Raw genomic sequence first — 21,595 nt, 5'->3', positions numbered from 1 at the left:
AATGAACAGTAACGCTGGCCATGAGAAAACCTCAAAGCGATGATTATACATCAATTCAACTAATTGGATACATCACCTGTTGTTTCGTCAATTGCTCTTTTTCCTATTTCAGGGAATATATGATTTTCTAAATCTTTAAGGACTTTTTTAGCGTGTGGCTCACTCCATCCACGCTTTCTGGTATGCCACTCTCTGGAAACCTCTTCTAAAGAGGTTATTTTAGGCTTTATGACATGTAGGGGATCAATCCCTTTGGACAATTCAAGCAAATACGTGTCTCTGGCGCTTCTGGCTTCCACCAGGGTCATGGTCGGATAGATGCCTAAAGCCCGTGTTGTTTCTTTGCTGTTAATCACTTTGCGAAAGCGTAAGTACTTCGAGCCATTGGGAAGACGGCAAGATATAACCCATTTCCATCGCTAAGTTTCTTAATCTTATTGTGGGTTTGATCTGGCTTGGCATTTCGTACCGTGAGATCGGTAAGCTTCATTTAGTGGCCCTCTTTGACGGGTACAAATATCTATCGAACCGATTACACCCGTTTTTGTACCCGTGACAACGTGGGCTTTAGCCGTTTTTAATGGGTGCTTGTGGAATGGTGATTGATAGTTAACTTGATGAGTTTTATTAGATTTTGGTATTTAGTGGGATGCTGCGGGAAGTCGTCTTGGTGTCCCCTGCAGGAATCGAACCTGCAATTAGCCCTTAGGAGGGGCTCGTTATATCCATTTAACTAAGGAGACCTTGCGCGTTAGTGTTTTACTTCGTTTCTAACCGTGCCGATTTTACCGCATTTACTGGGTTTCTATCAATCACTTCTAATGTCAGTGTACTCACATTGTTTCAGTTTATTCCGCTTTGCTGTCACTTTGTTCATTTACCTTTGCGTACAGATTGAGTACATATTTAAAAAAACAACTGTGTACATCTCATAATATGGCTCTCAGCGACACTAAACTAAGAAACATTAACGGGAAACCCTATGACGGTCCAAGAGAAATCACGGACTCAGAAGGACTTGCCGCTAGAGTTACTCCATCCGGCACCATTGCCTTTCAATACCGATAACGGTAAAATTGACGGGCAGAGGCTATACGGCGTTTACACTCCCGCCAGTCATCTTGTAGTATTCCCTGTGAAGACCAAACGGACGATGACACAAGGAATGTATCACGATGGCCGCACTACAGTTCCCCTGCACCATATTCACCACGCAAAACCGGATGGACGACTACGGCGCTAAAGATATGCGCTGTGGGGATTTAACCGAAGCACAGTTAAAAACGCATTTTTATCTGCTGGATGTTTCCACCAGAGCCAATCCTTATACTCTGACCAGAATCACCCCCTTTACTCAGCCACAATCGATGTTTTATGGTTCACGTGAAGAAGGGGAGAAAATGACCCGTCAGCAATGCGCCAGTATCCTTTTTGATGAATTCCGTCAGTTATCGCGCCTGTTCTCGATTTATGGGCCATACCGCCACCTGATCGAACAGATGATTACGCATATGCAAAATGGCAATGGTTCACCCTTTCGCAGTATGTACTTGGACCGGGCGTTGAAGGAGCATATTCTGAATGACCGTTCAGAGAAAAACAGTACGCGCATTTTGTTAGAAAAAACATTTAAAGAAAAAATAGACTGGTCAAACAATGTCTACCCTGCTGAAAACAAAGTCCTATTAAGAGACGCGATACTTGATGGCAAACTCCCTAAGTTTGACCGTTTTCAGGATAACTTCAACGGCATGGGAATAACGGTGCATGACACCTGGGCAACGCATATTACGATTAAATCGCTCCAGATTGATAATGACCGCTACCGGGCAGTGGTGCATTACAAAGTACAAGATCACTTTGGCCTTGATGTTGACGATATTTCAAAATTTAAGTTCAACCAGTTCCGCTTTTTCCGTATCTGGTTTGTACTCCAGCGTTACAATCAGTTTGGTTTCAGGCCATTTATGACCAATATAGAAGCCACTGTAGAGATTACCGGGGGGCGTAATGAAAACAAAAAATAAGAAAACGCTTTGTGCCCTTTTATTGGTTGCAGTGGGGATTTTCAGCTACAGCCTCTGGCTACCGTTGCGTCCGGTAGACATTATCGCGGTACACCATAGAGGACATGGTTCCAGTGCTGTGTTGGTAAAAAATTTTCCGTTTACTGATAAAGGTAAAATGAGCTGGTGGTTAAAAAACAAGGATGTATTGAAGGATAAACATAAAATACCCTCTCCTGCTTCAGATGGGTCTTTCGTAGTTGTATTTTGGGATTTTGGCGATGGTTATAAAGAAACAGATGGATATGACAATCTTTGTTTCAACGATATGAAACCACCGATGAATTGTATAGAAAAAAACTCTCTCCTTATGGTGAGGAACAGTGAAAATACAGGGAGTTATTTTGTTCTGGATAGTGGAACATACCGTATGAATAATAAAGGGGATATAGTAAAGAACAAATCGGATTAGATCCGCTTCCCTCGCGTAGAGACTGCAATAAAATTATCCGTGCGACCTAACCTTGCATCAGTAAAGCGGAAGTAGCTAAATATTCAGGAGGCTAGGGGCAACCCCTACACATTAACAAAAATCACTCCCTTCAATCAGCCTCAATCTATGTTTTATAGCTCCCGTGGAGAGGGCGAGTACCGTAGAAATCACTGGAGGGCGCAATGACAGTAAAAAATAAAAAAATCTTGATTCTGGTTTTCCTGACTGGCTGTGTTCTGCTGGGTTACTGGCTTTGGCTATCACTGCGCCCAGTAGCGGTTGTTGCAGTTCATGACAACGGTAATTATAGCTATGTTTTAGTCAGGAATTTCCCGCTGACAGATAGAGAAAAAGGGGAGCTAAAGGGGGCGATAATGGATGGTAAACTCCCTAAATTTGACCGCTTTCAGGATAACTTTAACGGCATGGGTATCACTGTCCACGACACTTGGGCAACACACATTACTCTTAAATCGCTTCAGGTTGATCATGACCGTTACCGAGCGGTGGTGCATTACAAAGTCCAGGATCACTTTGGCCTTGATGTTGACGATATTTCAAAATTCAAGTTCAACCAGTTCCGCTTCTTTCGTATCTGGTTTGTGCTCCAGCGATATAATCAGTTTGGTTTTAAGCCCTTTATGACCAATATGGAAGCCACCATAAAAATTACTGGAGACCGCAAGTGAGAGTAAAAAATAAGAAAACTATGGCTTTACTCTTTCTGGCTGGCTGTGTAGTGCTAGGCTACTGGCTTGGGTTGTGTCTGCGCCCAGTTGAAATCGTCGCTGTTCATGAGGATGGTAATCATGCTTCTGTTTTAGTTAAAACCTTCCCATTTACGGATAAAGGAAAAATAAGCTGGTGGCTAGAAAATAAAAATAGGCTGAAAGAAAAATATAATATCCCTAAACCATCACCATCCGGGAACTTTACTATTATCTTCTGGAATTTTGGGGATGGATATAAAGAGGAAAGAAAATATGACAGACGTTGTTTTGATGATATCAAAACAAAAGTAAATTGCATTGAAAAGAATGCCGTATTTGCTGTCAGACAGTATCATGATGATGATGTTATTTTTGCTACTTACGAGGGTAGATACTCGTTAAAAAAAAATAGCGACATTATCAAAGTCGAATCCGATTAAAACCGCTTCCCTCGCGTAAGGACAGCAATAAAATCATCCGTTTTCCCAACCTTGCACCTGCCATTAGGAAGTAGCAGAATGCTCAGGAGGCTACCAATATAGCGAGTTACCGCTGTTCATAGCCAGATTATTGTAGAGTTTTTGGCTTAAGATGGATTTACCGATGCTGATTTCAGGGATAGCATTGTGAAGACTAAACGGACAATGACACAAGGAATGTATCACGATGGCCGCACTACAGTTCCCCTGTACGATATTCACCACGCAAAACCGGATGGACGACTACTGCGCTAAAGATATGCGCTACGGTGATCTGACCGAAGCACAGTTAACATCCCAATACCGACTGGATTACCTTTATGACCGAGTTGATCCTTACACCCTGACCCGACGTTCTTCAATGGTTCGCCCGCAGTCCATGTTCTGCTGTAATCTTCGTGGCCAAGGTGAAAAGATTACACGCCAGCAGTGCGCGGCAATCATGTTTGATGAGTTCCGCCAGCTCTCCCGCCTTTTTTCGGTATATGGATCTTATCGCCATCTGATCGAAAAGATGATCACTCACATGCAGAACGGCAAGGGAACCCCCTTCCGTGATTTGTCGCTGGATCGGGCTTTAAAGGAACAGATTTTTAATGATAAGACAAAAAACAGTACACTTTTACGAATAAGGGACACGCTTAAAAAACAAATAATACGGGAAGACAAGAATTACCCGATAAAAGATAAGGATGAATTACGAAAAACTATTCTCGAAGGCAAGCTGCCTAAATTTGACAGATTTCAGGATAATTTCAATGGCATGGGCATTACCGTTCATGGTATTTGGGCAACGCATATCAGTATAAAGTCACTGCACATCGATAATGACCGTTACCGGGCAGTAGTGCATTACAAGGTGCAGGATCACTTTGGTCTGGATAGCGATGACATTCTTAAAACAAAATTCAGCCAGTTCCATTTCTTCCGCATCTGGTTTGTTCTCCAACGGTACACTCAGTTTGGCTTTAAACCTTTTATGACCAACATAGCAGCCACCATAAAAATTACAGGAGCTCACAAATGAGAGTGAAAAATAAGAAAACTATTGTTCCGCTCTTTCTGGCTGGCTGCGTGTTACTTGGCTATTGGCTTTGGTTGTCTCTGCGTCCAGTAGAGATTATCGCTATTCACCACAGAAGTAGTGGTTTCAGTGATGTTTTAGTCACTAGCTTCCCGCCGACTGATAAAGGAAAAATTAACTGGTGGTTAAAAAATAAGGATAGACTAAAAGACAAATATGGTATTCCCAAACCTGATTCAGATGGCTACTTTTATGTCACCTTCTGGATGTTTGGAGAAGGATATAAAAAAGAAGGAAAATATGACAGGCTTTGTTTTGATGATATGAAGAAAAAAGTAAACTGCATAGAAAAGGATGCTGTTTTTTCTGTAGATAAAAGCAGAAATATGGGCGTAATGTTCACCGTATACGATGGTGATAATTATCGCCTAGACCATAATGGCGATATTATAAAAGTCGCATCCGATTAGGTTTCCCCCTCTCGGAGAGACAGCAATAAAATAATCCCCCACTCTCCTACCTTACAATCCGCAAAGCGGAGGAAGCATGACCAACATGACAGCCATCATAGAAATCACTGAAGGGCGCAATGACAGTAAAAAATAAAAAAATCTTGATTCTGGTTTTCCTGACTGGCTGTGTACTGCTGGGTTACTGGCTTTGGCTATCACTTCGCCCAGTAGAGGTTGTTGCGGTTCATGACAACGGTAATCATAGCTATGTTTTAGTCAGGAATTTCCCGCTGACAGATAAGGGGAAAATAAACTGGTGGCTCAAAAACAAAGATATACTGGAAGAAAAATATGATATCCCTAAACCATCGTCCTCTGGATATTTTACTGTTATTTTTTGGGATTTTGGCGATGGTTATAAAGAAGAAGGCAAATATGACAGGCTTTGTTTTGATGATATGAAGACAAAAGTAAACTGCATAGAAAAGGATGCTGTTTTTTCTGTAGATGAAAGCAGAAATATGGGCGTAATGTTCACCGTATACGATGGTGATAATTATCGCCTAGACCATAATGGCGATATTATAAAAGTCGCATCCGATTAGGTTTCCCCCTCTCGGAGAGACAGCAATAAAATAATCCCCCGCTCTCCTACCTTACAATCCGCAAAGCGGAGGAAGCAAAATGCATAAGAGGCAGTCTGAAAGATGCCACATGGCATATTGACGATGGACTAAGAGCGGAGAGCGTCCGCCTTACCCTCTGCCCGGAATCGGTAAAAATTGACGAGCAGAGGCTATACCGCGTTTACATTCCCGCCAGTCATCTTGTAGTATTCCCTGTGAAGACCAAACGGGCGATGACACAAGGAATGTATCACGATGGCCGCACTACAGTTCCCCTGTACGATATTCACCACGCAAAACCGGATGGACGACTACGGTGCTAAAGATATGCGCTGCGGCGATCTGACCGAAGCACAGTTAACATCCCAATACCGACTGAATTACCTTTCTGACCGAGTTGATCCTTACACCCTGACCCGGCATTCTTCAATGGATTGCCCGCAGTCCATGTTCTGCTGTAATCTTCGTAGCCAAGGTGAAAAGATTACTCGCCAGCAGTGCGCTGCAATCATGTTTGATGAGTTCCGCCAGCTCTCCCGCCTTTTTTCGGTATATGGACCTTATCGCCATCTGATCGAAAAGATGATCACTCACATGCAGAACGGCAACGGAACCCCCTTCCGTGATGTGTCGCTGGATCGGGCTTTAAAGGAACAGATTCTTAATGATAAGACAAAAAACAGTACACTTTTACGAATAAGGGACACGCTTAAAAAATACATAATATGGGAAGACAAGAATTATCCGACAAAAGATAAGGATGAATTACGAAAAACTATTCTCGAAGGGAAGCTACCTAAATTCGACAGATTTCAGGATAATTTCAATGGCATGGGCATTACCGTTCATGATACCTGGGCAACGCATATAACCATAAGATCACTACAGATTGAAAATGACAGATATCGAGCAGTAGTGCATTACAAGGTACAGGATCACTTTGGCCTCGACAGCGACGATATACTGAAAAAAAAATTTAGCCAGTTCCATTTCTTCCGCATCTGGTTTGTACTCCAGCGATACAATCAGTTCGGTTTTAAACCTTTTATGACCAACATGGAAGCCACTGTAGAGATTACCGGGGGCCGCGATGAAAGCAAAAACTAAAAAAGCGCTTTATGCTCTGTTACTGATTGGCTGCGCCCTGCTGGGCGTCTTCCTGTGGCTGTCGTTACGTTCGGTAGAGGTTGTAGCGGTTCATGAGGATGGAGAGTTTAGCTCTGTTCTTGTAAGAAAATTTCCTTTTACTGATCGGGGGAAAATAAGCTGGTGGCTCAAAAACAAGGATATTTTGAAAGTAAAATATAATATCCCAAATCCTACAAATGACGGTTTTTTCTCCATAGTATTTTGGGAATTTGGTGATGGCTACAAAGAAGAAGGAAAATATGACAGGCGTTACTTTGAAGATATGAAACCACCTAAAAATTGTATAGAAAAAAACAGAGTTTTCTCTGTTAGTGACAGTAAAAACATGGGACTTTCTTTTACTACTCATGATGAAATATATCGCATGAGGAAAAACGGGAAGATAGTAAAAGACGAGTCTGATTGAGTTTGCCGCCCTCCCGTAACCGCTTTCAGGATAACTTTAACGGCATGGGTATAACCCTGCAAGAGATGGTTTCTTCTCTATGACATTTTGGTTATTTGGTGATGGATATAAAGAAGAAGAAAAATATGACAGATAGTGTTTTGATGATATAAAAACCAAGAAAAAATGCATTGAAAAAGACGCTGTTTTTTCTGTCAGCAACAGCAAAAGCAGGGGAACTATACTTACAGTATATGATGGATCGTATCATTTAAAAAATAATGGAGAGATAATTAAGCTTAAACGTGAATAAAACCATTTATCTCGCGTAGATGACAGTAATAAAACCATCTTTCCTAGAGATAATAGTCATAAAAATCTGCTTCTTATTTAGTGCGAATACACTACATTTATAATAAATCACCCCTAAAAATAAAACCTATTATTAGGTTTACATAGAAACTCTATGAGCACTCTTCGTTATTTTAACCCCACTCAGTAACAACTCCTCACATAAAGGAAAATCACTCAGTTGCCATAGGCTAAATATCGTTCCATCAACTCTCTCTATCATCCGTAAAACATTCAATAACACTTGAATAATAATGGATTAGCCCTTTCTACAAAACGAGCTACCTCCCCTCTTACAAGTTCCATTGGAAAAAAGCATTCCTTACTGACGTCGGCAGCGTTCCGAGCATTTTTTGACTTCATCCCAGCATTTTTCCCATTTTTTTCGCCAAGTAAATGGCCGACCACAGACTATACATATCTTAGTCGGAAGCTCATTTTTTTCATCAAAATTCCTCGTTGGTATTTAGGACTGCTCATTATTTTAGTCGATTTTTGAATGGTTCATTTATTGCAAGCGTTTAATAGGCACCCTACAGGAGGCTAATCTCCTAATATTCATTAACCTTATACCTTACTTAAGAAGTTTAAAGCATAACGACTATGATTTACGGCAGCCATAAACTATGTAATAGTCATTAACTTCGGGGTACAAACAACATTGATGAGAGGTTTATTCTATGAAAAGTAATCGCTCACTTAATTCGTTGATAGGTCGAGCCACAATAGACTTGCTGAAAGACAGCCAGGCAATATCGAAAAATGACATTTTATGCTATCTCTCTCGACAGTGCGACGCATTACAAATAAGTCACGTTGAGTTTTACAATATTCGTAATATATTAAACCATATTGATATGCATTGACGAACACTCTCTAGGGCTCAATAACTAAAGTTAAAGCAAATACCTCTTATAAATAGGTCATTTATTTACCCAAAGATGAATAATAAATGACCACTAATGTTGACTATTTTGACCCCTTACCGAAGTACTCGCTGGCAAGCTTAGACATCATAATGGTATCGTGATAGCGACCTTTCTTAAATGCTGCTTGTCTCTGTGTCCCTTCAATAACAAATCCTAACCGCTTATAAAGCGCAATGGCAGCTTGATTATCGGCGAAAACACTCAATTCAACACGCTGGGCAGCTAACCAATTAAATGCGTAATCCAATCCAAATTCAATTAATTGCCGTGCAATACCGCGACGAGTGAAGTGACCGTCAACGGCAATACCGAAGGAAACGACATGTTTGAGTCTAATAACCTTCTCAGTAAATAACGTAATATTCCCCACCACCAGTCCATCCAATTCAGCCACGAAGCCGATATGTCCGACATTAGGGTAATTAATAATTTTTTGTTCCCACAGTTCAACGGAGGGACAAGGCAATTGTAATGTATTTTGCTGAGTATCCGGCTGGCCGTAAATTTCGGCTAACCGTGCAGCGTCTTCCCGAGTCACTGCACGAATGTTAACGTTCATATAAGATCCTCTTAAGAAAATCTAATCTATATCAGAGCGTTAACTTTCACACAATAGCCGTGAGCGATAATGACTTTATCGAGAGAAAGCTGAGAGCGAAATTAATTTTTCATCATAAAAACATACTTAGCAACCATTCGGCGTTTCAGGATCAATATCATAGGCTTTTTGCACTAAAGGATGACGTGAGGCCTCTGTAGTCACTTCACGAGCCCATACCTCTTGCATCTGTTGTTGCGTACCCTCAATAATCTCTGCAGGAACAACGTTACGATATTGAGTAATCTCGCCACTTACCACACGCGCGATAATGTCTGATACTTGAAAAGGATGAAACTGTTCATGAGGAAATGCAATATCTTCGTAGTCAAATACGGTATCGATTTTGTCCTCTGGCCACCAATGCGTCCACGCTTCGAACATTCTGTCATTAAAGCCCGTTAGTATCGGCCCAGGGTTGACCGTCGCCACTTGTACGCCAAACTCTTGTAATTCACTATTCAATGCTTCGGCGAACCCTTCTAAAGCATGTTTGGAAGCAGAATAAGCCCCAGCAAAAGGATCTGTTGTGAGGCCTGCTACGGATGAGATAAAAACTATTTTACCCTGCTTTTTCTCGACAAACTGACGGGCAAAAAGCTGAGTAAGTAAGATAGTCCCAAACACGTTAACTTCAAACTGACGACGTAATTTATCTTCGGGCAAATCGACAACAGCTCCTCCTTCAGAGATGCCTGCATTGTTGACCAATACGTCAATTGACCATTGCGCGGCACGTAAGCGATCGTTCTCGTCACTGATATCCAACTTTTCGACTTGAAGGGTCAATCCTAGCGCATGCGCTTCATTTTTTAGGGGTTGAATTTGAGCAACGATTTCTGTGGTAGCGATAACATCGTAACCCTTCTTCGCCAGTAGAAAGGCGGTTTCTCGGCCAAATCCACTGCCTGCACCGGTAATTAATACAGTTTTATTGCTCATATTTTATCCTAATAAAGACCAGTTCGACGCTGTCATGAGTTCAGATTGACAGCCGTTCGATAGGTGTCCGAAATACTTCTAAGGCTAGTGTACCCTCGACTATTGCGCAACTAGCCGCACAAAGTGGCTTTGTCAGCTACACTTTAACAGTGGCAAACTATCTGTTCAGTTATTCTGTAAAATTTTTAATACTTATCACCAAAATGGGAAAAGAGATGAAAATAAAAAGCTATGCTGCTCCTGCTGCCGGTAAACCCTTAGAATTTTATGAATACGACGCAGCACCACTCGGTGAAGAAGAAGTTGAAGTAACAGTCGATTATTGTGGACTGTGTCACTCAGATTTATCGATGATCGACAATGAATGGGGCATTTCAAGCTATCCGCTTGTCGCAGGCCATGAAGTATCCGGACGCGTTTCTGCCTTGGGCGAAAACGCAAAAAATAAAGGTCTTAAAATTGGCCAAGCTGTCGGAATAGGTTGGTCAGCGAAAAGCTGCTTGCATTGTGATGCCTGTATTAGAGGTAATCACTCTAACTGCGAGTCCGGTGCTACACCGACCATTTTAAATCGTGGTGGTTTCGCTGAAAAAATCAGGGCTGATTGGCAGTGGGTGATCCCTTTACCAGAAGATTTGGACCCTACACTTGCAGGTCCGCTGTTATGTGGTGGTATCACCGTATTCAAACCCCTATTAATGAGCCAAGTCAATGCCATGAGTCGTGTCGGTGTGATTGGCATTGGAGGGCTAGGACACCTTGCCGTTAAGTTACTCAAAGCATTAGGGGCAGAGGTTGTAGCCTTCAGTTCAAATCCTAGCAAGAAAGAGTCTATCCTTGAGTTAGGGGCTGATGAAGTGGTTAATAGCCGCGATGCTGAAGCATTGAAAGCACAGGCAGGACGTTTCGATTTGATCATTAGTACTGTCGCGGTGGACCTCGATTGGAAACCCTATTTTGATGCGTTGGCACCAGAAGGTAAGTTCCATACTGTGGGTGCAGTGATGAAGCCTATCCAAGTCGCTGCCTTTGATTTAATTGCTGGGGATAAATCGATTGGCGGGTCATCAACCGGTTCTCCAGGTGAATTGCGTTCACTGCTCAAACTTGCGGCGCGTAAGAAAATCACTCCGAAAATTGAATCTTTCCCAATGTCTAAAATTAACGATGCGTTGGATCATCTGCGTGAGGGTAAAGCGAATTTTCGTGTCGTCCTAAAAGCAGATTTCTAATATTCTGCGACGGGGAGGGAACCCTCCTCGTTTCTTAATCAGTACATCTGCCTCACTACATTAAACACGCTTATCAATTAAATTTTCTTTTTCACAACATAAGTTACTTGAATTTTACCTTACTTATGTCCACATTAGCCTCTGTCCTTAACTCTTTGCTAGTGGTAGATGACTGTGAAAATTGAGCCGATTACTCTTGAACAATGTTTAGATCTCCGCCAACACGTTTTGTGGCCGGACCGTCCTCGTGAATCGTTACGCTTAGCGGAAGACAATGATGATACGGCTCGGCATTTCGGCTTATTCGTTCAGGATAAGTTAATCAGCTGTGTTTCATTATTTATGACCTACGACGACTGCTGGGTGATCCGAAAATTCGCCACGTTAGAAGAGTATCAATCTCGCGGTTATGGTACCCAGCTTTTACAACAAACCTTGGCGATTGTTGACCAAGCGGGAATTAAAAAAGTGAGCCTGGATAGTCGCCGTACCGCTATCCGTTTCTATCAAAAATCAGGCTTTCAGATTTGTAGCGAACCCTTCATCAAAGATGGCGTTGAATTCGTTAAAATGCAGCGCTATACCGATTTAAGCTTACAATAAAAAAAGACTCACACTGTGTATAACGCCGATCAGTTAAGGATCGGTTGAACACTCCTCACGCAATGAGAAATCCGGAACAGACTCTGTTTTCGGATTTTTTATGTACATTTCGCAAGCGCTTAAACCGCAATATCCCTTACCCAAAATCGTTAATCGTCTTAATATTTTGCTACAGGTAAATCGTTTTTTTGTTGCGCCAAGCGCTGTTATACAAGCTAAACAGCGCTTGGGATTAGCCGTGGTTAAGCGTGTCTTCGAACAAATCAGCCAACCAGAACACAGTACCACAATGGGCAGGGCTAACTTGGCTAACCGTCGATGGTGTCATTTGGCGAACATAGAATTAGAGTTCAGATGATAAAATGGCGGCAATGTTAAGAGGTGTATCGGCCGCTTTACATAACGCTAATGATAACGAATATGCTCGGTGAATTATCCTGCGCTTCACAGGGACTACTACAAAAGCTTAAGCGCGAGACGAAAGGAGTTTTACTGCCAACAGGACGAGAACGAAGTTATCCGAGGATAGTGAAAGAAAAACCCTCGAAATATCCTACCGTAAAACGAAAAAATGCCAGTCAGTATTAACTGACTGGTATTACTCACACTATGAGTCCTTTTTTAACGGGTCATCCCTGCACTATGCATCAATAGCCAGAGGATAGCCGCTACCACACCCAGTGCCGCAATGCTAGCCAGCCAAAGTAACAGTAGCCAACGTAGTTGCGCGATTTTGCCAGAGGGCGTCGTTCCCTCTGACGTTTGCGCTGGACGCTTCTTCGCCAACTCAGTGATACCCTTCATCAGCAGAAATTTTCCCACGGAACACGTAGTAGCTCCAGAATGTATACATCAGTATCACTGGGATAATCAATAAACCACCGATTAGCATAAAGCCTTGGCTTTGTGGTGGTGAAGCCGCCTGCCAAATAGAGATCGACGGTGGAATAATATTCGGCCATAAGCTGATCCCAAGTCCCGTAAAGCCTAAGAAAATTAAGCCTAAGGTCAGTAGGAATGGCGCATAATCTGCACGGCGTTTCACCGCACGTAGGATACCGAAGCCACATATCACCACTAAAACAGGAACGGGTAAGAACCAGTAGAGATTTGGACGGGTAAACCAACGCTCCGAGATTGCATTATGAGCCAGCGGTGTCCACATACTGATGATCGCAATCACAATCAGTAACGCAATAGTAAGCGGCTTGGTTAACTGTGACATCTTGTCATGTAATGCATGTTGGGTCTTCATAATTAGCCAGCTACTGCCTAGCAGAGCATAGGCCAACACCAGCCCAACGCCACAGAATAGAGGGAACGGCGATAACCATCCCATCACGTCACCGGTAAATACACGACCCGTTACTTGGATACCATTGAGAAGGGTACCGACCGAGATACCTTGCATAAAGGTTGCTAGGAAAGAACCACCAATAAAGGCTTTGTCCCAGAATGGTCGGTGATGTTCCGTCGCTTTGAAACGGAATTCAAAGGCCACCCCACGGAAAATTAAGCCAAACAGCATTAAAGTGATGGGGATTGATAAAGCATCAGCAATCACAGCGTAAGCTAAAGGGAATGCACCATAGAGTGCTGCTCCCCCGAGAATTAGCCAGGTTTCATTACCATCCCATACCGGTGCGACAGTGTTCACCATCATGTCGCGTTCGATAGGGTCTTTAATGAATGGAAAGATTAAGCCAATCCCAAGATCGAAGCCATCCATCACGATATACATCAAAATGGCAAAAATAATGATGGTGAACCAAATAATTGAGAGATCGATACCCATGTTATTTTTTCTCCTCTGGTTTCTTAGAGGCATCTACCGCAGATAATGGACGAGCCGGCGTGTGGTGTTGACCTGGACCACCATGGATCTCTTCTCTGCCCTCACCCTCTACAGGGCCTTTCTTGATCAGGCGAATCAGATAAACATAACCAATCCCAAACACCGATGCGTAGACCACGATAAAAGCAATCAGACTGAAAGTCATTTGCAGAGCACTATGGGGAGAAACAGCATCACGTGTACGCATTACACCGTATACCACCCAAGGTTGACGACCAATTTCTGTTGTAAACCAACCTGCTAACATGGCCAGTAACCCAGAAGGCCCCATAATTAAGGTGAACCACAAGAATGGACGAGAGTCATACAGACGTTTCTTGTAACGCATCCATAGGCTAGCAACCCCTAAAAGGATCATTAGCATGCCAAGCCCCGCCATGACACGGAATGACCAGAAAACAATCGTCGAGTTAGGACGGTCTTCTTTGGGGAAAGTTTTCAGTGCAGGCACTTGCTTATCAAGACTATGTGTCAGGATTAAACTGCCTAAATAAGGAATTTCCAGCGCATATTTAGTTTTTTCCTGCTGCATATCTGGCACGCCGAAAAGAATTAGCGGAGTTGGCTCGCCAGGACGGTTTTCCCAGTGACCTTCAATCGCCGCAATTTTCGCTGGCTGGTGCTCAAGCGTGTTTAGACCATGAGCGTCGCCTAAAAATGCTTGGATAGGTGAAACGATTAATGCCATCCATAATGACATTGATAACATTTTCTTAATGGCCGGAGTTTTGTTACCGCGTAATAAATGCCAAGCCGCTGAAGCCCCAACGAAGAATGCCGTCGCCAAGAATGCTGCGGTACTCATATGCAGCAAGCGGAACGGGAACGAGGGGTTAAAGACAATTTGCATCCAGCTTTCAGGAATTACAACACCATTTTGAATGCTAAACCCTTGAGGTGTCTGCATCCAACTATTCGATGCTAAGATCCAGAAGGTTGAAAGAATGGTACCGAGTGCCACCATGCAGGTTGCAAAGAAGTGCAAGCCAGGCCCTACGCGATTCCAACCAAATAGCATCACCCCAAGAAATCCAGCTTCAAGGAAGAAAGCGGTTAGTACTTCATAGGTTAACATTGGGCCAGTGATACTCCCCGCGAATTGGGAAAATCCACTCCAGTTAGTCCCAAACTCATAGGCCATTACCAGACCTGAAACGACACCCATACCGAAGTTAACCGCGAAGGCCTTGATCCAAAAATGGTATAAATCGCGATAGGTTTCGTTTTTCGTTTTTAACCACAACCCTTCCAGCACGGCGAGAAAACTCGCTAGCCCGATCGTGATTGCCGGAAACAAAATATGGAAAGATACAGTAAACGCAAACTGTAATCTTGCCAGATGAAATGCATCAAGCCCGAACATTGCCACCTCTTACATTACAATTAAAAGACAATTAATGAAATTACTTAACAGATAATAAAATCATTTAACATATTGATTTTTATCAAACTATTTTACGCTTATCGTCTGATATGAACAGAATTAATAATGATTAATTAAGCGTTTTTAGTGGACTAACTGTTATCTATGGGCGAGCAGTAAATGGAAGGTAATTAAAGTGTAGCGGGAAAAGGAAGAAATAGAAGCTTGATAATCCATAATGTTAATTAAGTGTGAATGGCATCTACATTTAGCCAGCACCTAGCTGGCTATGAGGTCTACTTTTTAATCTGGTAATTACATTGAAACCAACGAGTGGTGTAACCGGGTAATGCACCCGCTTCCTCTGGCAAGGGATCAACTTTATCAAATCCGTCTTGCGCGCACCGATGCATGATATACGTATTGAGCGCGGCACGATTGAGCTTATGAGATTGATAACGATATTGATAAGTATGAGCGATGTTGTCATGATCGATTTGTGTAAAGCCACCCGCTTGCTGCTTCGCACATCCGACCATTAAGGTGCATACACTGAACGCTATTCCTGCCCAGACTACCTTATTGTACGACATAGATTACCTTTAATATCGAGTAGGCTCTTTAGATTTATCTACTATAACCGAGTCAACTCTACGAATTGACCTATTTTAGTGTGATACGACAATTATCAGGAGATTCTGAAGAGAAGTTACCCCATTACCATCTGACGAATAAGGTTGGCGGCTTCAGGCCGAGGTAATTTAAGGATTGTCCGGTAAAGATCAATCGACATCACACATAATTTTTGATGGTCGGTCGCTAAATCTTCAGGTTGATTAAGTTGCTGTAATTGATTGCCCCATTGAGGATAAAGCCTCTTTACCACTTCATTCAATGCATTGTGTGCAGCATTGATATCGCGCGGCCGGTCGCTGTCTTGGCTATGAAGAAAGAGTGCCTCCAAGGCTTCTTGATCAGCACGATTCATTTGTGGGCTGAGTAGCGTGCCAATATTCACACCTCCAGAAACTTGCGGATAAAGAAATCGATAACAGCTTTCTGCAGAGATCTTGTTTAACGCTTGCATCTCTTGAACAGCGACAACAATGTAGCCTATTACAGCGTCATCATCTGCCTTAACAATTCTGAGATTCACTAATTCAGTGAGCTGTCCGCGCACCTCGCCAACCGCTTGTTCTAAGGTGTGCCCTTCCGCTATTGAATGCATAAAGGACTCATTAACTTCATGCCAAAGCTGCGGCTCTTGGTGTTTAAGCAGTCGATAGCCTGGTAATGCTGCGAATTTGTCTAAGGCGTGTTGCTGGGCAAGCTGGTGCTGATCGGTAGAGGAAGAATGAAAGCGATAACCGATGATACCCAGTATCACTACGATGATAAGAATAAGAGTGGGTTTACGCACAAATAGTATCCGTCAAATCTCACTACTCCCCATGTACTATGTGTAGTGGGTCGTCTTAGAGGAAGCTTAATGGTCGATAAGCGTATCGAACTGGATAAATAACCGGTGTTATTACTTCAGTCCCTATGATTTTAGAATATAGCTGAATTTCTCGCGCGGTTAAGCCAGAAATTGTTAATCTTCGCTACAAACTCTTGGGTGTCTCCGTCGCTACGCATTATTTTGCCCTTCACTCAAATCAATTAGTACCGGACAGCTGGCTGTTTCGAGTACCGTGGCACTAACGGAACCTTTAAAAATTCGATTGAAGGGTGAAAGGTGTCTACGCCCCATGATAATCATCATGGCGGAAAGTTTTGTCGCTTGCTCTACTATAACTTGTGCCGGGTCACCACGACAGAGGAGGCCGCGAGCTGTGATTCCAGCTTGTTGAAAGGGCACCAATGCGGCGCGGACAGTCATTTCTGCACAGTTCAACGAATCTTTAGGCTGTCCACGTTGTTCTACAGTGGGGTCGATCGCACACTCAATACTCATCACCTCGCCTTCCACACTGCCTTCAGTGGGAACACAGCAAATAATGACGACTGAGGCATTTCGCAGCATAGCTTCTCGCAGCGTCAGTTGGCTAATCGTTGTGGAGAGAGTGTTTTGGTGGTCAATCGCCATTACGAGTGTATTCATCACATCATCCCTCAGTGGAAGAAATTTTACTCTACAGCTTTTCTAAATAATGTCTCAAGTCATTTAAGTAAAAAAGTACGTTAAAGGTAACTTGTTTAATGTCAGTAGAGCGTGAACGATGTTAACTCTCAGTAAGGAAATCTATCTTTTTACGTTAATTCAACGTACATTACGCGGGATCAAAATCGTGATACAAATCACGTAATACAATAGCTATGAGCTGTAACCAAGGTATTCAGCGTAATAAAATGATAATAGAGGATATCTTATGAAGTATGCATTGATGGGAATTTCTTTTTTTGTTGTGCTATGGCTAGGAACTTTCGTTCTTTTGCTTAAATAATAACAGGGCGTAAGCCCTGTTATGCCTTCGGTCTATAATACCGTTCCGAGCGTTTGACGCAAATGTGCCCCTGCCCCGAGTAGGCCAGGTTGTTCGTGAGTGATCATGTAGACTGGGATATCTTTCACATAATCACGGAATCGCCCTTTATCCTCAAAAGCAGCGCGAAAGCCAGAGGCTTTAAAGAACTCAAGGAAGCGCGGAACAATCCCACCTGCAATATAGACCCCACCGAAAGTGCCTAAGGTTAAGGCTAGGTTTCCACCAAAGCGTCCCATGATGACGCAGAAAAGTGATAACGCACGGCGGCAATCGATACAGCTATCTTCTAATGCGCGTTCACTTACTTCTCGTGGTTTTAACTCTTCAGGTTCACGATGATCAGCTTTAACGATACCGCGATAAAGATTGACTAATCCTGCACCAGAAAGTACGCGTTCCGCGGAGACGTGTCCCATCTCTTCGCGTAAGACTTCAAGAATTTGATCTTCTTCTTCACTATTGGGCGCGAAATCAACATGCCCACCTTCACCCGGTAAAGGTACCCAACGCTTATCCACGTGAACTAAGTGGCTGACACCAAGCCCAGTTCCAGCACCATAAATAGCGATAGGTTTATCGGCAATGGGTTCATCCCCTCCGAATTTCAATACGTCATTATCCCCCAACATCGGGATAGCCATTGAAACCGCCGTAAAGTCATTAATCACTTCAAAGTGTTCAAAGTGTAAATTATCTTTCATAGCTTGGATTGAAAAAGCCCAAGGATGGTTGGTCATCGCAATCCAATCGCCCTTCACTGGGCAAGCAATCGCGATACAGGCATCAACAACTTCAATATGTTGTTGGTCCAAATAGTGCCGGATAACCGCTTCGAGGCTCGGATAGTCTGATGTTGGAAAAGTATCAATCTGCGATATTAATCCGTTAGCCACATCACAAAGTGCTAACCGTGCATTGGTGCCACCCACATCGCCGACTAATGCATATTTAGTCATTATTTTAATGCTCCACTCGGGATAATTCATGTCAGGTAGCTTGGGCTACCTAAGCTAAGTTTGCAGTGAGCTCCATAACACTCGTGCAGGACAAGTGCGAACGATTGGACTCAATGATTATTAAAGAGGATAGCTATTCTTATAGCCCAAAAAAGTCGCCGAATAATAATCCGAAATTAAGACAAACAACAATCAGAATGATCCCCCATGCTGCTAACTTAATCCAGCGGGTATTAACGAGATCACCCATAATTTCAGTTCGGTTAGTAAACATCAACAATGGGATCAGAGCAAGTGCAATCCCAAAACTTAGGATAACCTGACTCAATACCAATATTTTTGTTGCATCCATTCCTGCCAAAATTACCACAAAAGAAGGCAGCATAGTAATGGCACGACGTAACCATAATGGAATACTAAAGTGAACAAAACCTTGCATCACAACCTGACCGGCTAGCGTACCCACTACGGTTGAGGAGAGTCCCGCTACGACTAAACTCAATCCAAAGACGACAGTGGCTGCATTACCTAACAGCGGTTTTAACGTCATGTAGGCTTGATCGAGCTCACTGATCCCCGTATGACCATTGAAGTGGAAAACGGCTGCGGCAGTCGCCATCATCGCTAAATTGACAAAACCTGCGATAGTCATCGCTATAGCAACATCCAGTTTCGTTGCGGCATAACGCTGCGCTTTATTTTTATCATCGCCCCGCTGCGTTAACGCTGAATGGAGATAAATAACATGTGGCATGATGGTCGCACCCAATACCCCTGCGGCCAAATAGAGTGCATTGGTATCTGGAAGTTTTGGAACCGCCATCCCCACCAGCAACCCACGTGGATCGGGTTGTGAGAAAAACAGCTCGGCAATATAGGCCCCTGCGACAAATAGTAGCATCAGCCCAATTAACCATTCTAATGGCTTTGGACCTCGGCTCTGTAACAGTAAAATGAGATATGTTGCAAAACCGGTAATCAACGCTCCTTCAAGCAAACTAACGCCGAACAACAACTTAAAGCCAAGCGCCGCACCAATGAATTCGGCCAGATCGGTTGCCATGGCAATGATCTCTGCTTGCACCCAGTAGAACCAAACTAAGGGTTTAGGAAAACGATCACGAATATGTTCAGCGAGATTTTTACCCGTCGCAATGCCTAACTTCGCTGAGAGTAGCTGGATCAACATCGCCATTATATTGGCCCAAACCACTACCCATAACAGTTGATAACCATAACTGGCACCTGCTTGGATGTTGGTGGCAAAGTTGCCGGGATCAATATAGCCGATGGCAGCAATGAAAGCTGGGCCCAATAACGACATCTTGGCTTTGCGTTGAGTCATAATAGACGTTGTCGTTTTGTGGCGATTAGACATAAATGAGTCCTGTTTAACATGATGTCCAACTCTAGGCGATCCCTTCAGTGAAAAGAAATCGGTATAAGTAATCACTCTGATAGCATTTACACTAAAGTATAGCAAAGGCTATACTTTGTAATAAGGTACCTGTTCATTTGCTCATCAGCAACCGTTTTATGACTTGATAGCACCCTAAATCGCTTAGCTGTGACTTATCATTGCCTAGCCGGTAACAAAACAGCTGATAGCGACGTATTTACAGAAAAAAATATGAGATCCATTGCTTATAATAAGCAACTTTACTCGTGTTTAGCCCGACTCTGCCCTAGAATAGGGCCCTACGATCTATCCCTTTAGTTTTAAGGCACTATGCATGTCACAAGCACTTCATTTTGTACTCGCTCTGATAGTTATAGCCGTTCTAGCGCTGATTGTAAGTAGAGACCGTAAAAGTATCGCTTATCGCTATATTTTACAGCTTTTGGTGATCGAGCTTGTTTTGGCTTGGTTTTTCCTCAACTCGAACGTGGGGTTGGGTGTAGTTCAAGGCTTTTCAAACTTTTTCTCCTTGCTCCTGAAATACGCAGCAGAAGGCACAAATTTTGTTTTCGGTGGCTTAAACGATAAAGGAATGGCTTTCTTTTTCCTGAACGTGCTGTGCCCTATTGTCTTTATTTCAGCGCTAATCGGTATTTTGCAGCATTTCAAAATTCTACCCATCGTCATCAGATTTATTGGGACAGTGCTCTCAAAAATTAACGGTATGGGCAAATTGGAATCGTTCAACGCTGTCAGCTCGCTGATCCTTGGACAATCCGAGAATTTCATCGCTTATAAAGATATTCTTGGTAAAATGTCAGAACGCCGCATGTACACTATGGCAGCAACCGCAATGTCTACTGTCTCGATGTCAATCGTTGGCGCCTACATGACAATGTTGCAACCGAAATACGTCGTAGCAGCCTTAATTCTAAACATGTTCAGTACCTTTATCGTATTATCCCTCATCAACCCTTACTCCGCTAAGCAAGAAGAAGATCTTTCGCTAAAAAACACTCACGAAGGACAAAGTTTCTTTGAGATGCTGGGCGAATATATTCTTGCAGGCTTTAAAGTGGCGATGATTGTCGCAGCAATGCTGATCGGATTTATTGCATTGATTTCCGCGATTAATGCCCTCTTTACGGCTATTTTTGGAATAAGCTTCCAAAATATTTTAGGCTATATTTTCTATCCCTTAGCTTGGGTGATCGGTGTACCCACTAATGAGGCATTACGCGTGGGAAGCATAATGGCGACAAAATTAATGTCTAATGAGTTTGTCGCGATGATCGACTTACAAAAAATGGCGGGACAATTGTCGCCACGCTCTGAGGGAATACTCTCCGTCTTCTTGGTCTCATTCGCCAATTTCTCATCCATCGGGATAATCAGTGGTGCAATTAAGGGATTAAATGAGAAACAAGGCAATGTCGTGTCCGGCTTCGGTCTAAAGCTTATCTATGGATCCACACTGGTAAGCTTACTTTCCGCGGCGATTGTCGGTGTAGTACTTTAAGCCTCTGTTCATACAAGCGACTGATTGAGCCGCTT

26 protein-coding genes, 1 tRNA gene and 3 pseudogenes are annotated in these 21,595 nt (G+C 43.0%); 17 read left to right on the top strand and 13 right to left on the bottom strand.

The window, feature by feature from the left end:
- Positions 1 to 59 precede the first annotated feature (59 nt).
- Both HH682_RS05805 and HH682_RS05800 read right to left on the bottom strand, forming a co-directional pair.
- Positions 60 to 404, bottom strand: coding sequence for an integrase arm-type DNA-binding domain-containing protein (locus HH682_RS05805; protein WP_420826184.1), 345 nt, complete (start codon positions 402 to 404; stop codon positions 60 to 62).
- A gap of 264 nt (positions 405 to 668) precedes the next feature.
- Positions 669 to 743, bottom strand: a tRNA-Arg gene (locus HH682_RS05800).
- A 239-nt stretch (positions 744 to 982) separates the two neighbouring features.
- Between HH682_RS05800 and HH682_RS16100 the strand changes: the two genes are divergently transcribed.
- The 12 genes and pseudogenes from HH682_RS16100 to HH682_RS15765 all read left to right on the top strand — a co-directional run.
- Positions 983 to 1,243 carry a hypothetical protein gene (locus tag HH682_RS16100; RefSeq protein ID WP_214236648.1) on the top strand — a complete coding sequence of 87 codons (261 nt, stop codon included), beginning with the start codon at positions 983 to 985 and terminating at the stop codon, positions 1,241 to 1,243.
- Positions 1,176 to 2,027 (top strand): YPO3983 family protein, encoded by an 852-nt coding sequence (locus HH682_RS05790; RefSeq protein ID WP_214236647.1) that lies wholly within the window; start codon positions 1,176 to 1,178, stop codon positions 2,025 to 2,027. The genes HH682_RS16100 and HH682_RS05790 overlap by 68 nt, the downstream gene beginning before the upstream one ends.
- Entirely contained in the window at positions 2,011 to 2,478 is a 468-nt protein-coding gene (locus tag HH682_RS05785) for a DUF943 family protein (protein ID WP_214236646.1), read from the top strand. Before HH682_RS05790 ends, HH682_RS05785 begins: the two co-directional genes overlap by 17 nt.
- A 203-nt stretch (positions 2,479 to 2,681) precedes the next feature.
- Positions 2,682 to 2,792: pseudogene (locus tag HH682_RS16095) on the top strand (DUF943 family protein); the annotation flags it as partial.
- Between the two features lie 78 nt (positions 2,793 to 2,870).
- Positions 2,871 to 3,201: pseudogene (locus tag HH682_RS16090) on the top strand (YPO3983 family protein); the annotation flags it as partial.
- Entirely contained in the window at positions 3,185 to 3,649 is a 465-nt protein-coding gene (locus tag HH682_RS05775; RefSeq protein WP_214236644.1) for a DUF943 family protein, read from the top strand. The pseudogene HH682_RS16090 and the gene HH682_RS05775, both read left to right, overlap by 17 nt.
- Before the next feature lie 226 nt (positions 3,650 to 3,875).
- Entirely contained in the window at positions 3,876 to 4,715 is an 840-nt protein-coding gene (locus tag HH682_RS05770) for a YPO3983 family protein (protein WP_214236643.1), read from the top strand.
- Positions 4,712 to 5,182 carry a DUF943 family protein gene (locus HH682_RS05765; RefSeq protein ID WP_214236642.1) on the top strand — a complete coding sequence of 157 codons (471 nt, stop codon included), beginning with the start codon at positions 4,712 to 4,714 and terminating at the stop codon, positions 5,180 to 5,182. The genes HH682_RS05770 and HH682_RS05765 overlap by 4 nt, the downstream gene beginning before the upstream one ends.
- 119 nt (positions 5,183 to 5,301) lie before the next feature.
- On the top strand, positions 5,302 to 5,769 hold the full coding sequence (locus tag HH682_RS05760; protein WP_214236641.1) for a DUF943 family protein: 468 nt from the start codon (positions 5,302 to 5,304) through the stop codon (positions 5,767 to 5,769).
- A gap of 276 nt (positions 5,770 to 6,045) precedes the next feature.
- Positions 6,046 to 6,897: a YPO3983 family protein gene (locus HH682_RS05755; protein WP_214236640.1), complete on the top strand. Its 852-nt coding sequence runs from the start codon at positions 6,046 to 6,048 to the stop codon at positions 6,895 to 6,897.
- Positions 6,881 to 7,345, top strand: a complete 465-nt coding sequence (locus HH682_RS05750) for a DUF943 family protein (RefSeq protein ID WP_214236639.1) — start codon at positions 6,881 to 6,883, stop codon at positions 7,343 to 7,345. Before HH682_RS05755 ends, HH682_RS05750 begins: the two co-directional genes overlap by 17 nt.
- A gap of 55 nt (positions 7,346 to 7,400) precedes the next feature.
- A pseudogene (locus HH682_RS15765) lies at positions 7,401 to 7,637 on the top strand (DUF943 family protein); the annotation flags it as partial.
- A 360-nt stretch (positions 7,638 to 7,997) separates the two neighbouring features.
- Here the strand turns inward: HH682_RS15765 and HH682_RS05735 are convergent.
- The 3 genes from HH682_RS05735 to HH682_RS05725 form a co-directional block, all read right to left on the bottom strand.
- On the bottom strand, positions 7,998 to 8,141 hold the full coding sequence (locus HH682_RS05735; RefSeq protein WP_214236660.1) for a DUF2256 domain-containing protein: 144 nt from the start codon (positions 8,139 to 8,141) through the stop codon (positions 7,998 to 8,000).
- Between the two features lie 503 nt (positions 8,142 to 8,644).
- On the bottom strand, positions 8,645 to 9,163 hold the full coding sequence (locus HH682_RS05730) for a GNAT family N-acetyltransferase (protein ID WP_214236638.1): 519 nt from the start codon (positions 9,161 to 9,163) through the stop codon (positions 8,645 to 8,647).
- 126 nt (positions 9,164 to 9,289) lie between these two features.
- Positions 9,290 to 10,144 carry an SDR family oxidoreductase gene (locus HH682_RS05725; protein WP_214236637.1) on the bottom strand — a complete coding sequence of 285 codons (855 nt, stop codon included), beginning with the start codon at positions 10,142 to 10,144 and terminating at the stop codon, positions 9,290 to 9,292.
- A 215-nt stretch (positions 10,145 to 10,359) separates the two neighbouring features.
- Between HH682_RS05725 and ahr the strand changes: the two genes are divergently transcribed.
- From ahr to HH682_RS05710, 3 genes are all read left to right on the top strand, one after another.
- Complete coding sequence (ahr, locus tag HH682_RS05720; RefSeq protein WP_214236636.1) at positions 10,360 to 11,376, top strand: NADPH-dependent aldehyde reductase Ahr; 1,017 nt, start codon at positions 10,360 to 10,362, stop codon at positions 11,374 to 11,376.
- Between the two features lie 168 nt (positions 11,377 to 11,544).
- Complete coding sequence (locus HH682_RS05715) at positions 11,545 to 11,979, top strand: GNAT family N-acetyltransferase (RefSeq protein WP_214236635.1); 435 nt, start codon at positions 11,545 to 11,547, stop codon at positions 11,977 to 11,979.
- A 100-nt stretch (positions 11,980 to 12,079) separates the two neighbouring features.
- Entirely contained in the window at positions 12,080 to 12,337 is a 258-nt protein-coding gene (locus tag HH682_RS05710) for a transposase domain-containing protein (protein WP_214236634.1), read from the top strand.
- 263 nt (positions 12,338 to 12,600) lie between these two features.
- Here HH682_RS05710 and HH682_RS05705 read toward each other — a convergent pair whose 3' ends face one another.
- The 6 genes from HH682_RS05705 to HH682_RS05680 form a co-directional block, all read right to left on the bottom strand.
- Complete coding sequence (locus tag HH682_RS05705; RefSeq protein WP_214236633.1) at positions 12,601 to 12,783, bottom strand: DUF2474 family protein; 183 nt, start codon at positions 12,781 to 12,783, stop codon at positions 12,601 to 12,603.
- Complete coding sequence (gene cydB / locus HH682_RS05700; RefSeq protein WP_214236632.1) at positions 12,767 to 13,774, bottom strand: cytochrome d ubiquinol oxidase subunit II; 1,008 nt, start codon at positions 13,772 to 13,774, stop codon at positions 12,767 to 12,769. Before cydB ends, HH682_RS05705 begins: the two co-directional genes overlap by 17 nt.
- Before the next feature lies 1 nt (position 13,775).
- The gene (locus HH682_RS05695; protein WP_214236631.1) at positions 13,776 to 15,197 is read right to left on the bottom strand and encodes a cytochrome ubiquinol oxidase subunit I; all 1,422 of its coding nucleotides are present in this window, start codon (positions 15,195 to 15,197) and stop codon (positions 13,776 to 13,778) included.
- A 296-nt stretch (positions 15,198 to 15,493) separates the two neighbouring features.
- A complete protein-coding gene (locus tag HH682_RS05690) occupies positions 15,494 to 15,790 on the bottom strand; it encodes a hypothetical protein (protein WP_214236630.1) in 297 nt (98 codons plus the stop codon).
- 116 nt (positions 15,791 to 15,906) lie between these two features.
- Positions 15,907 to 16,617, bottom strand: a complete 711-nt coding sequence (locus tag HH682_RS05685; RefSeq protein ID WP_214236629.1) for a hypothetical protein — start codon at positions 16,615 to 16,617, stop codon at positions 15,907 to 15,909.
- A gap of 210 nt (positions 16,618 to 16,827) precedes the next feature.
- Positions 16,828 to 17,301, bottom strand: a complete 474-nt coding sequence (locus HH682_RS05680; protein WP_214236628.1) for a universal stress protein — start codon at positions 17,299 to 17,301, stop codon at positions 16,828 to 16,830.
- Between the two features lie 268 nt (positions 17,302 to 17,569).
- Between HH682_RS05680 and ypdK the strand changes: the two genes are divergently transcribed.
- The gene (ypdK, locus tag HH682_RS05675; RefSeq protein WP_143056412.1) at positions 17,570 to 17,644 is read left to right on the top strand and encodes a membrane protein YpdK; all 75 of its coding nucleotides are present in this window, start codon (positions 17,570 to 17,572) and stop codon (positions 17,642 to 17,644) included.
- Positions 17,645 to 17,676: 32 nt separating this feature from the next.
- Here ypdK and glk read toward each other — a convergent pair whose 3' ends face one another.
- Together glk and HH682_RS05665 are read right to left on the bottom strand one after the other, a co-directional pair.
- Positions 17,677 to 18,642 (bottom strand): glucokinase, encoded by a 966-nt coding sequence (gene glk / locus HH682_RS05670; RefSeq protein WP_214236627.1) that lies wholly within the window; start codon positions 18,640 to 18,642, stop codon positions 17,677 to 17,679.
- 139 nt (positions 18,643 to 18,781) lie between these two features.
- Complete coding sequence (locus tag HH682_RS05665) at positions 18,782 to 20,020, bottom strand: Nramp family divalent metal transporter (protein ID WP_214236626.1); 1,239 nt, start codon at positions 20,018 to 20,020, stop codon at positions 18,782 to 18,784.
- Positions 20,021 to 20,375: 355 nt separating this feature from the next.
- On the opposite strand from HH682_RS05665, the gene HH682_RS05660 reads away from it, so the two are divergent.
- The gene (locus HH682_RS05660; protein ID WP_214236625.1) at positions 20,376 to 21,560 is read left to right on the top strand and encodes a NupC/NupG family nucleoside CNT transporter; all 1,185 of its coding nucleotides are present in this window, start codon (positions 20,376 to 20,378) and stop codon (positions 21,558 to 21,560) included.
- Positions 21,561 to 21,595: the final 35 nt, after the last annotated feature.

This window comes from Rosenbergiella gaditana (genome assembly GCF_018494065.1).
GTDB classification, from domain to species: Bacteria; Pseudomonadota; Gammaproteobacteria; order Enterobacterales; family Enterobacteriaceae; genus Rosenbergiella; species Rosenbergiella gaditana.
The sequence above is the reverse complement of the archived record's forward strand: the minus strand, read 5'-3'. Positions and strand labels throughout refer to the sequence as shown.

Coding starts and splice junctions, on each gene's coding strand:
- HH682_RS16100 (WP_214236648.1), top strand. CDS start 983: ATGACGGTCCAAGAGAAATCACGGACTCAGAAGGACTTGCCGCTAGAG.
- HH682_RS05790 (WP_214236647.1), top strand. CDS start 1,176: ATGGCCGCACTACAGTTCCCCTGCACCATATTCACCACGCAAAACCGG.
- HH682_RS05785 (WP_214236646.1), top strand. CDS start 2,011: ATGAAAACAAAAAATAAGAAAACGCTTTGTGCCCTTTTATTGGTTGCA.
- HH682_RS05770 (WP_214236643.1), top strand. CDS start 3,876: ATGGCCGCACTACAGTTCCCCTGTACGATATTCACCACGCAAAACCGG.
- HH682_RS05765 (WP_214236642.1), top strand. CDS start 4,712: ATGAGAGTGAAAAATAAGAAAACTATTGTTCCGCTCTTTCTGGCTGGC.
- HH682_RS05760 (WP_214236641.1), top strand. CDS start 5,302: ATGACAGTAAAAAATAAAAAAATCTTGATTCTGGTTTTCCTGACTGGC.
- HH682_RS05755 (WP_214236640.1), top strand. CDS start 6,046: ATGGCCGCACTACAGTTCCCCTGTACGATATTCACCACGCAAAACCGG.
- HH682_RS05750 (WP_214236639.1), top strand. CDS start 6,881: ATGAAAGCAAAAACTAAAAAAGCGCTTTATGCTCTGTTACTGATTGGC.
- HH682_RS05730 (WP_214236638.1), bottom strand. CDS start 9,163: ATGAACGTTAACATTCGTGCAGTGACTCGGGAAGACGCTGCACGGTTA.
- HH682_RS05725 (WP_214236637.1), bottom strand. CDS start 10,144: ATGAGCAATAAAACTGTATTAATTACCGGTGCAGGCAGTGGATTTGGC.
- ahr (WP_214236636.1), top strand. CDS start 10,360: ATGAAAATAAAAAGCTATGCTGCTCCTGCTGCCGGTAAACCCTTAGAA.
- HH682_RS05715 (WP_214236635.1), top strand. CDS start 11,545: ATGACTGTGAAAATTGAGCCGATTACTCTTGAACAATGTTTAGATCTC.
- HH682_RS05710 (WP_214236634.1), top strand. CDS start 12,080: ATGTACATTTCGCAAGCGCTTAAACCGCAATATCCCTTACCCAAAATC.
- HH682_RS05705 (WP_214236633.1), bottom strand. CDS start 12,783: ATGAAGGGTATCACTGAGTTGGCGAAGAAGCGTCCAGCGCAAACGTCA.
- cydB (WP_214236632.1), bottom strand. CDS start 13,774: ATGGGTATCGATCTCTCAATTATTTGGTTCACCATCATTATTTTTGCC.
- HH682_RS05695 (WP_214236631.1), bottom strand. CDS start 15,197: ATGTTCGGGCTTGATGCATTTCATCTGGCAAGATTACAGTTTGCGTTT.
- HH682_RS05690 (WP_214236630.1), bottom strand. CDS start 15,790: ATGTCGTACAATAAGGTAGTCTGGGCAGGAATAGCGTTCAGTGTATGC.
- HH682_RS05680 (WP_214236628.1), bottom strand. CDS start 17,301: ATGAATACACTCGTAATGGCGATTGACCACCAAAACACTCTCTCCACA.
- glk (WP_214236627.1), bottom strand. CDS start 18,642: ATGACTAAATATGCATTAGTCGGCGATGTGGGTGGCACCAATGCACGG.
- HH682_RS05665 (WP_214236626.1), bottom strand. CDS start 20,020: ATGTCTAATCGCCACAAAACGACAACGTCTATTATGACTCAACGCAAA.
- HH682_RS05660 (WP_214236625.1), top strand. CDS start 20,376: ATGTCACAAGCACTTCATTTTGTACTCGCTCTGATAGTTATAGCCGTT.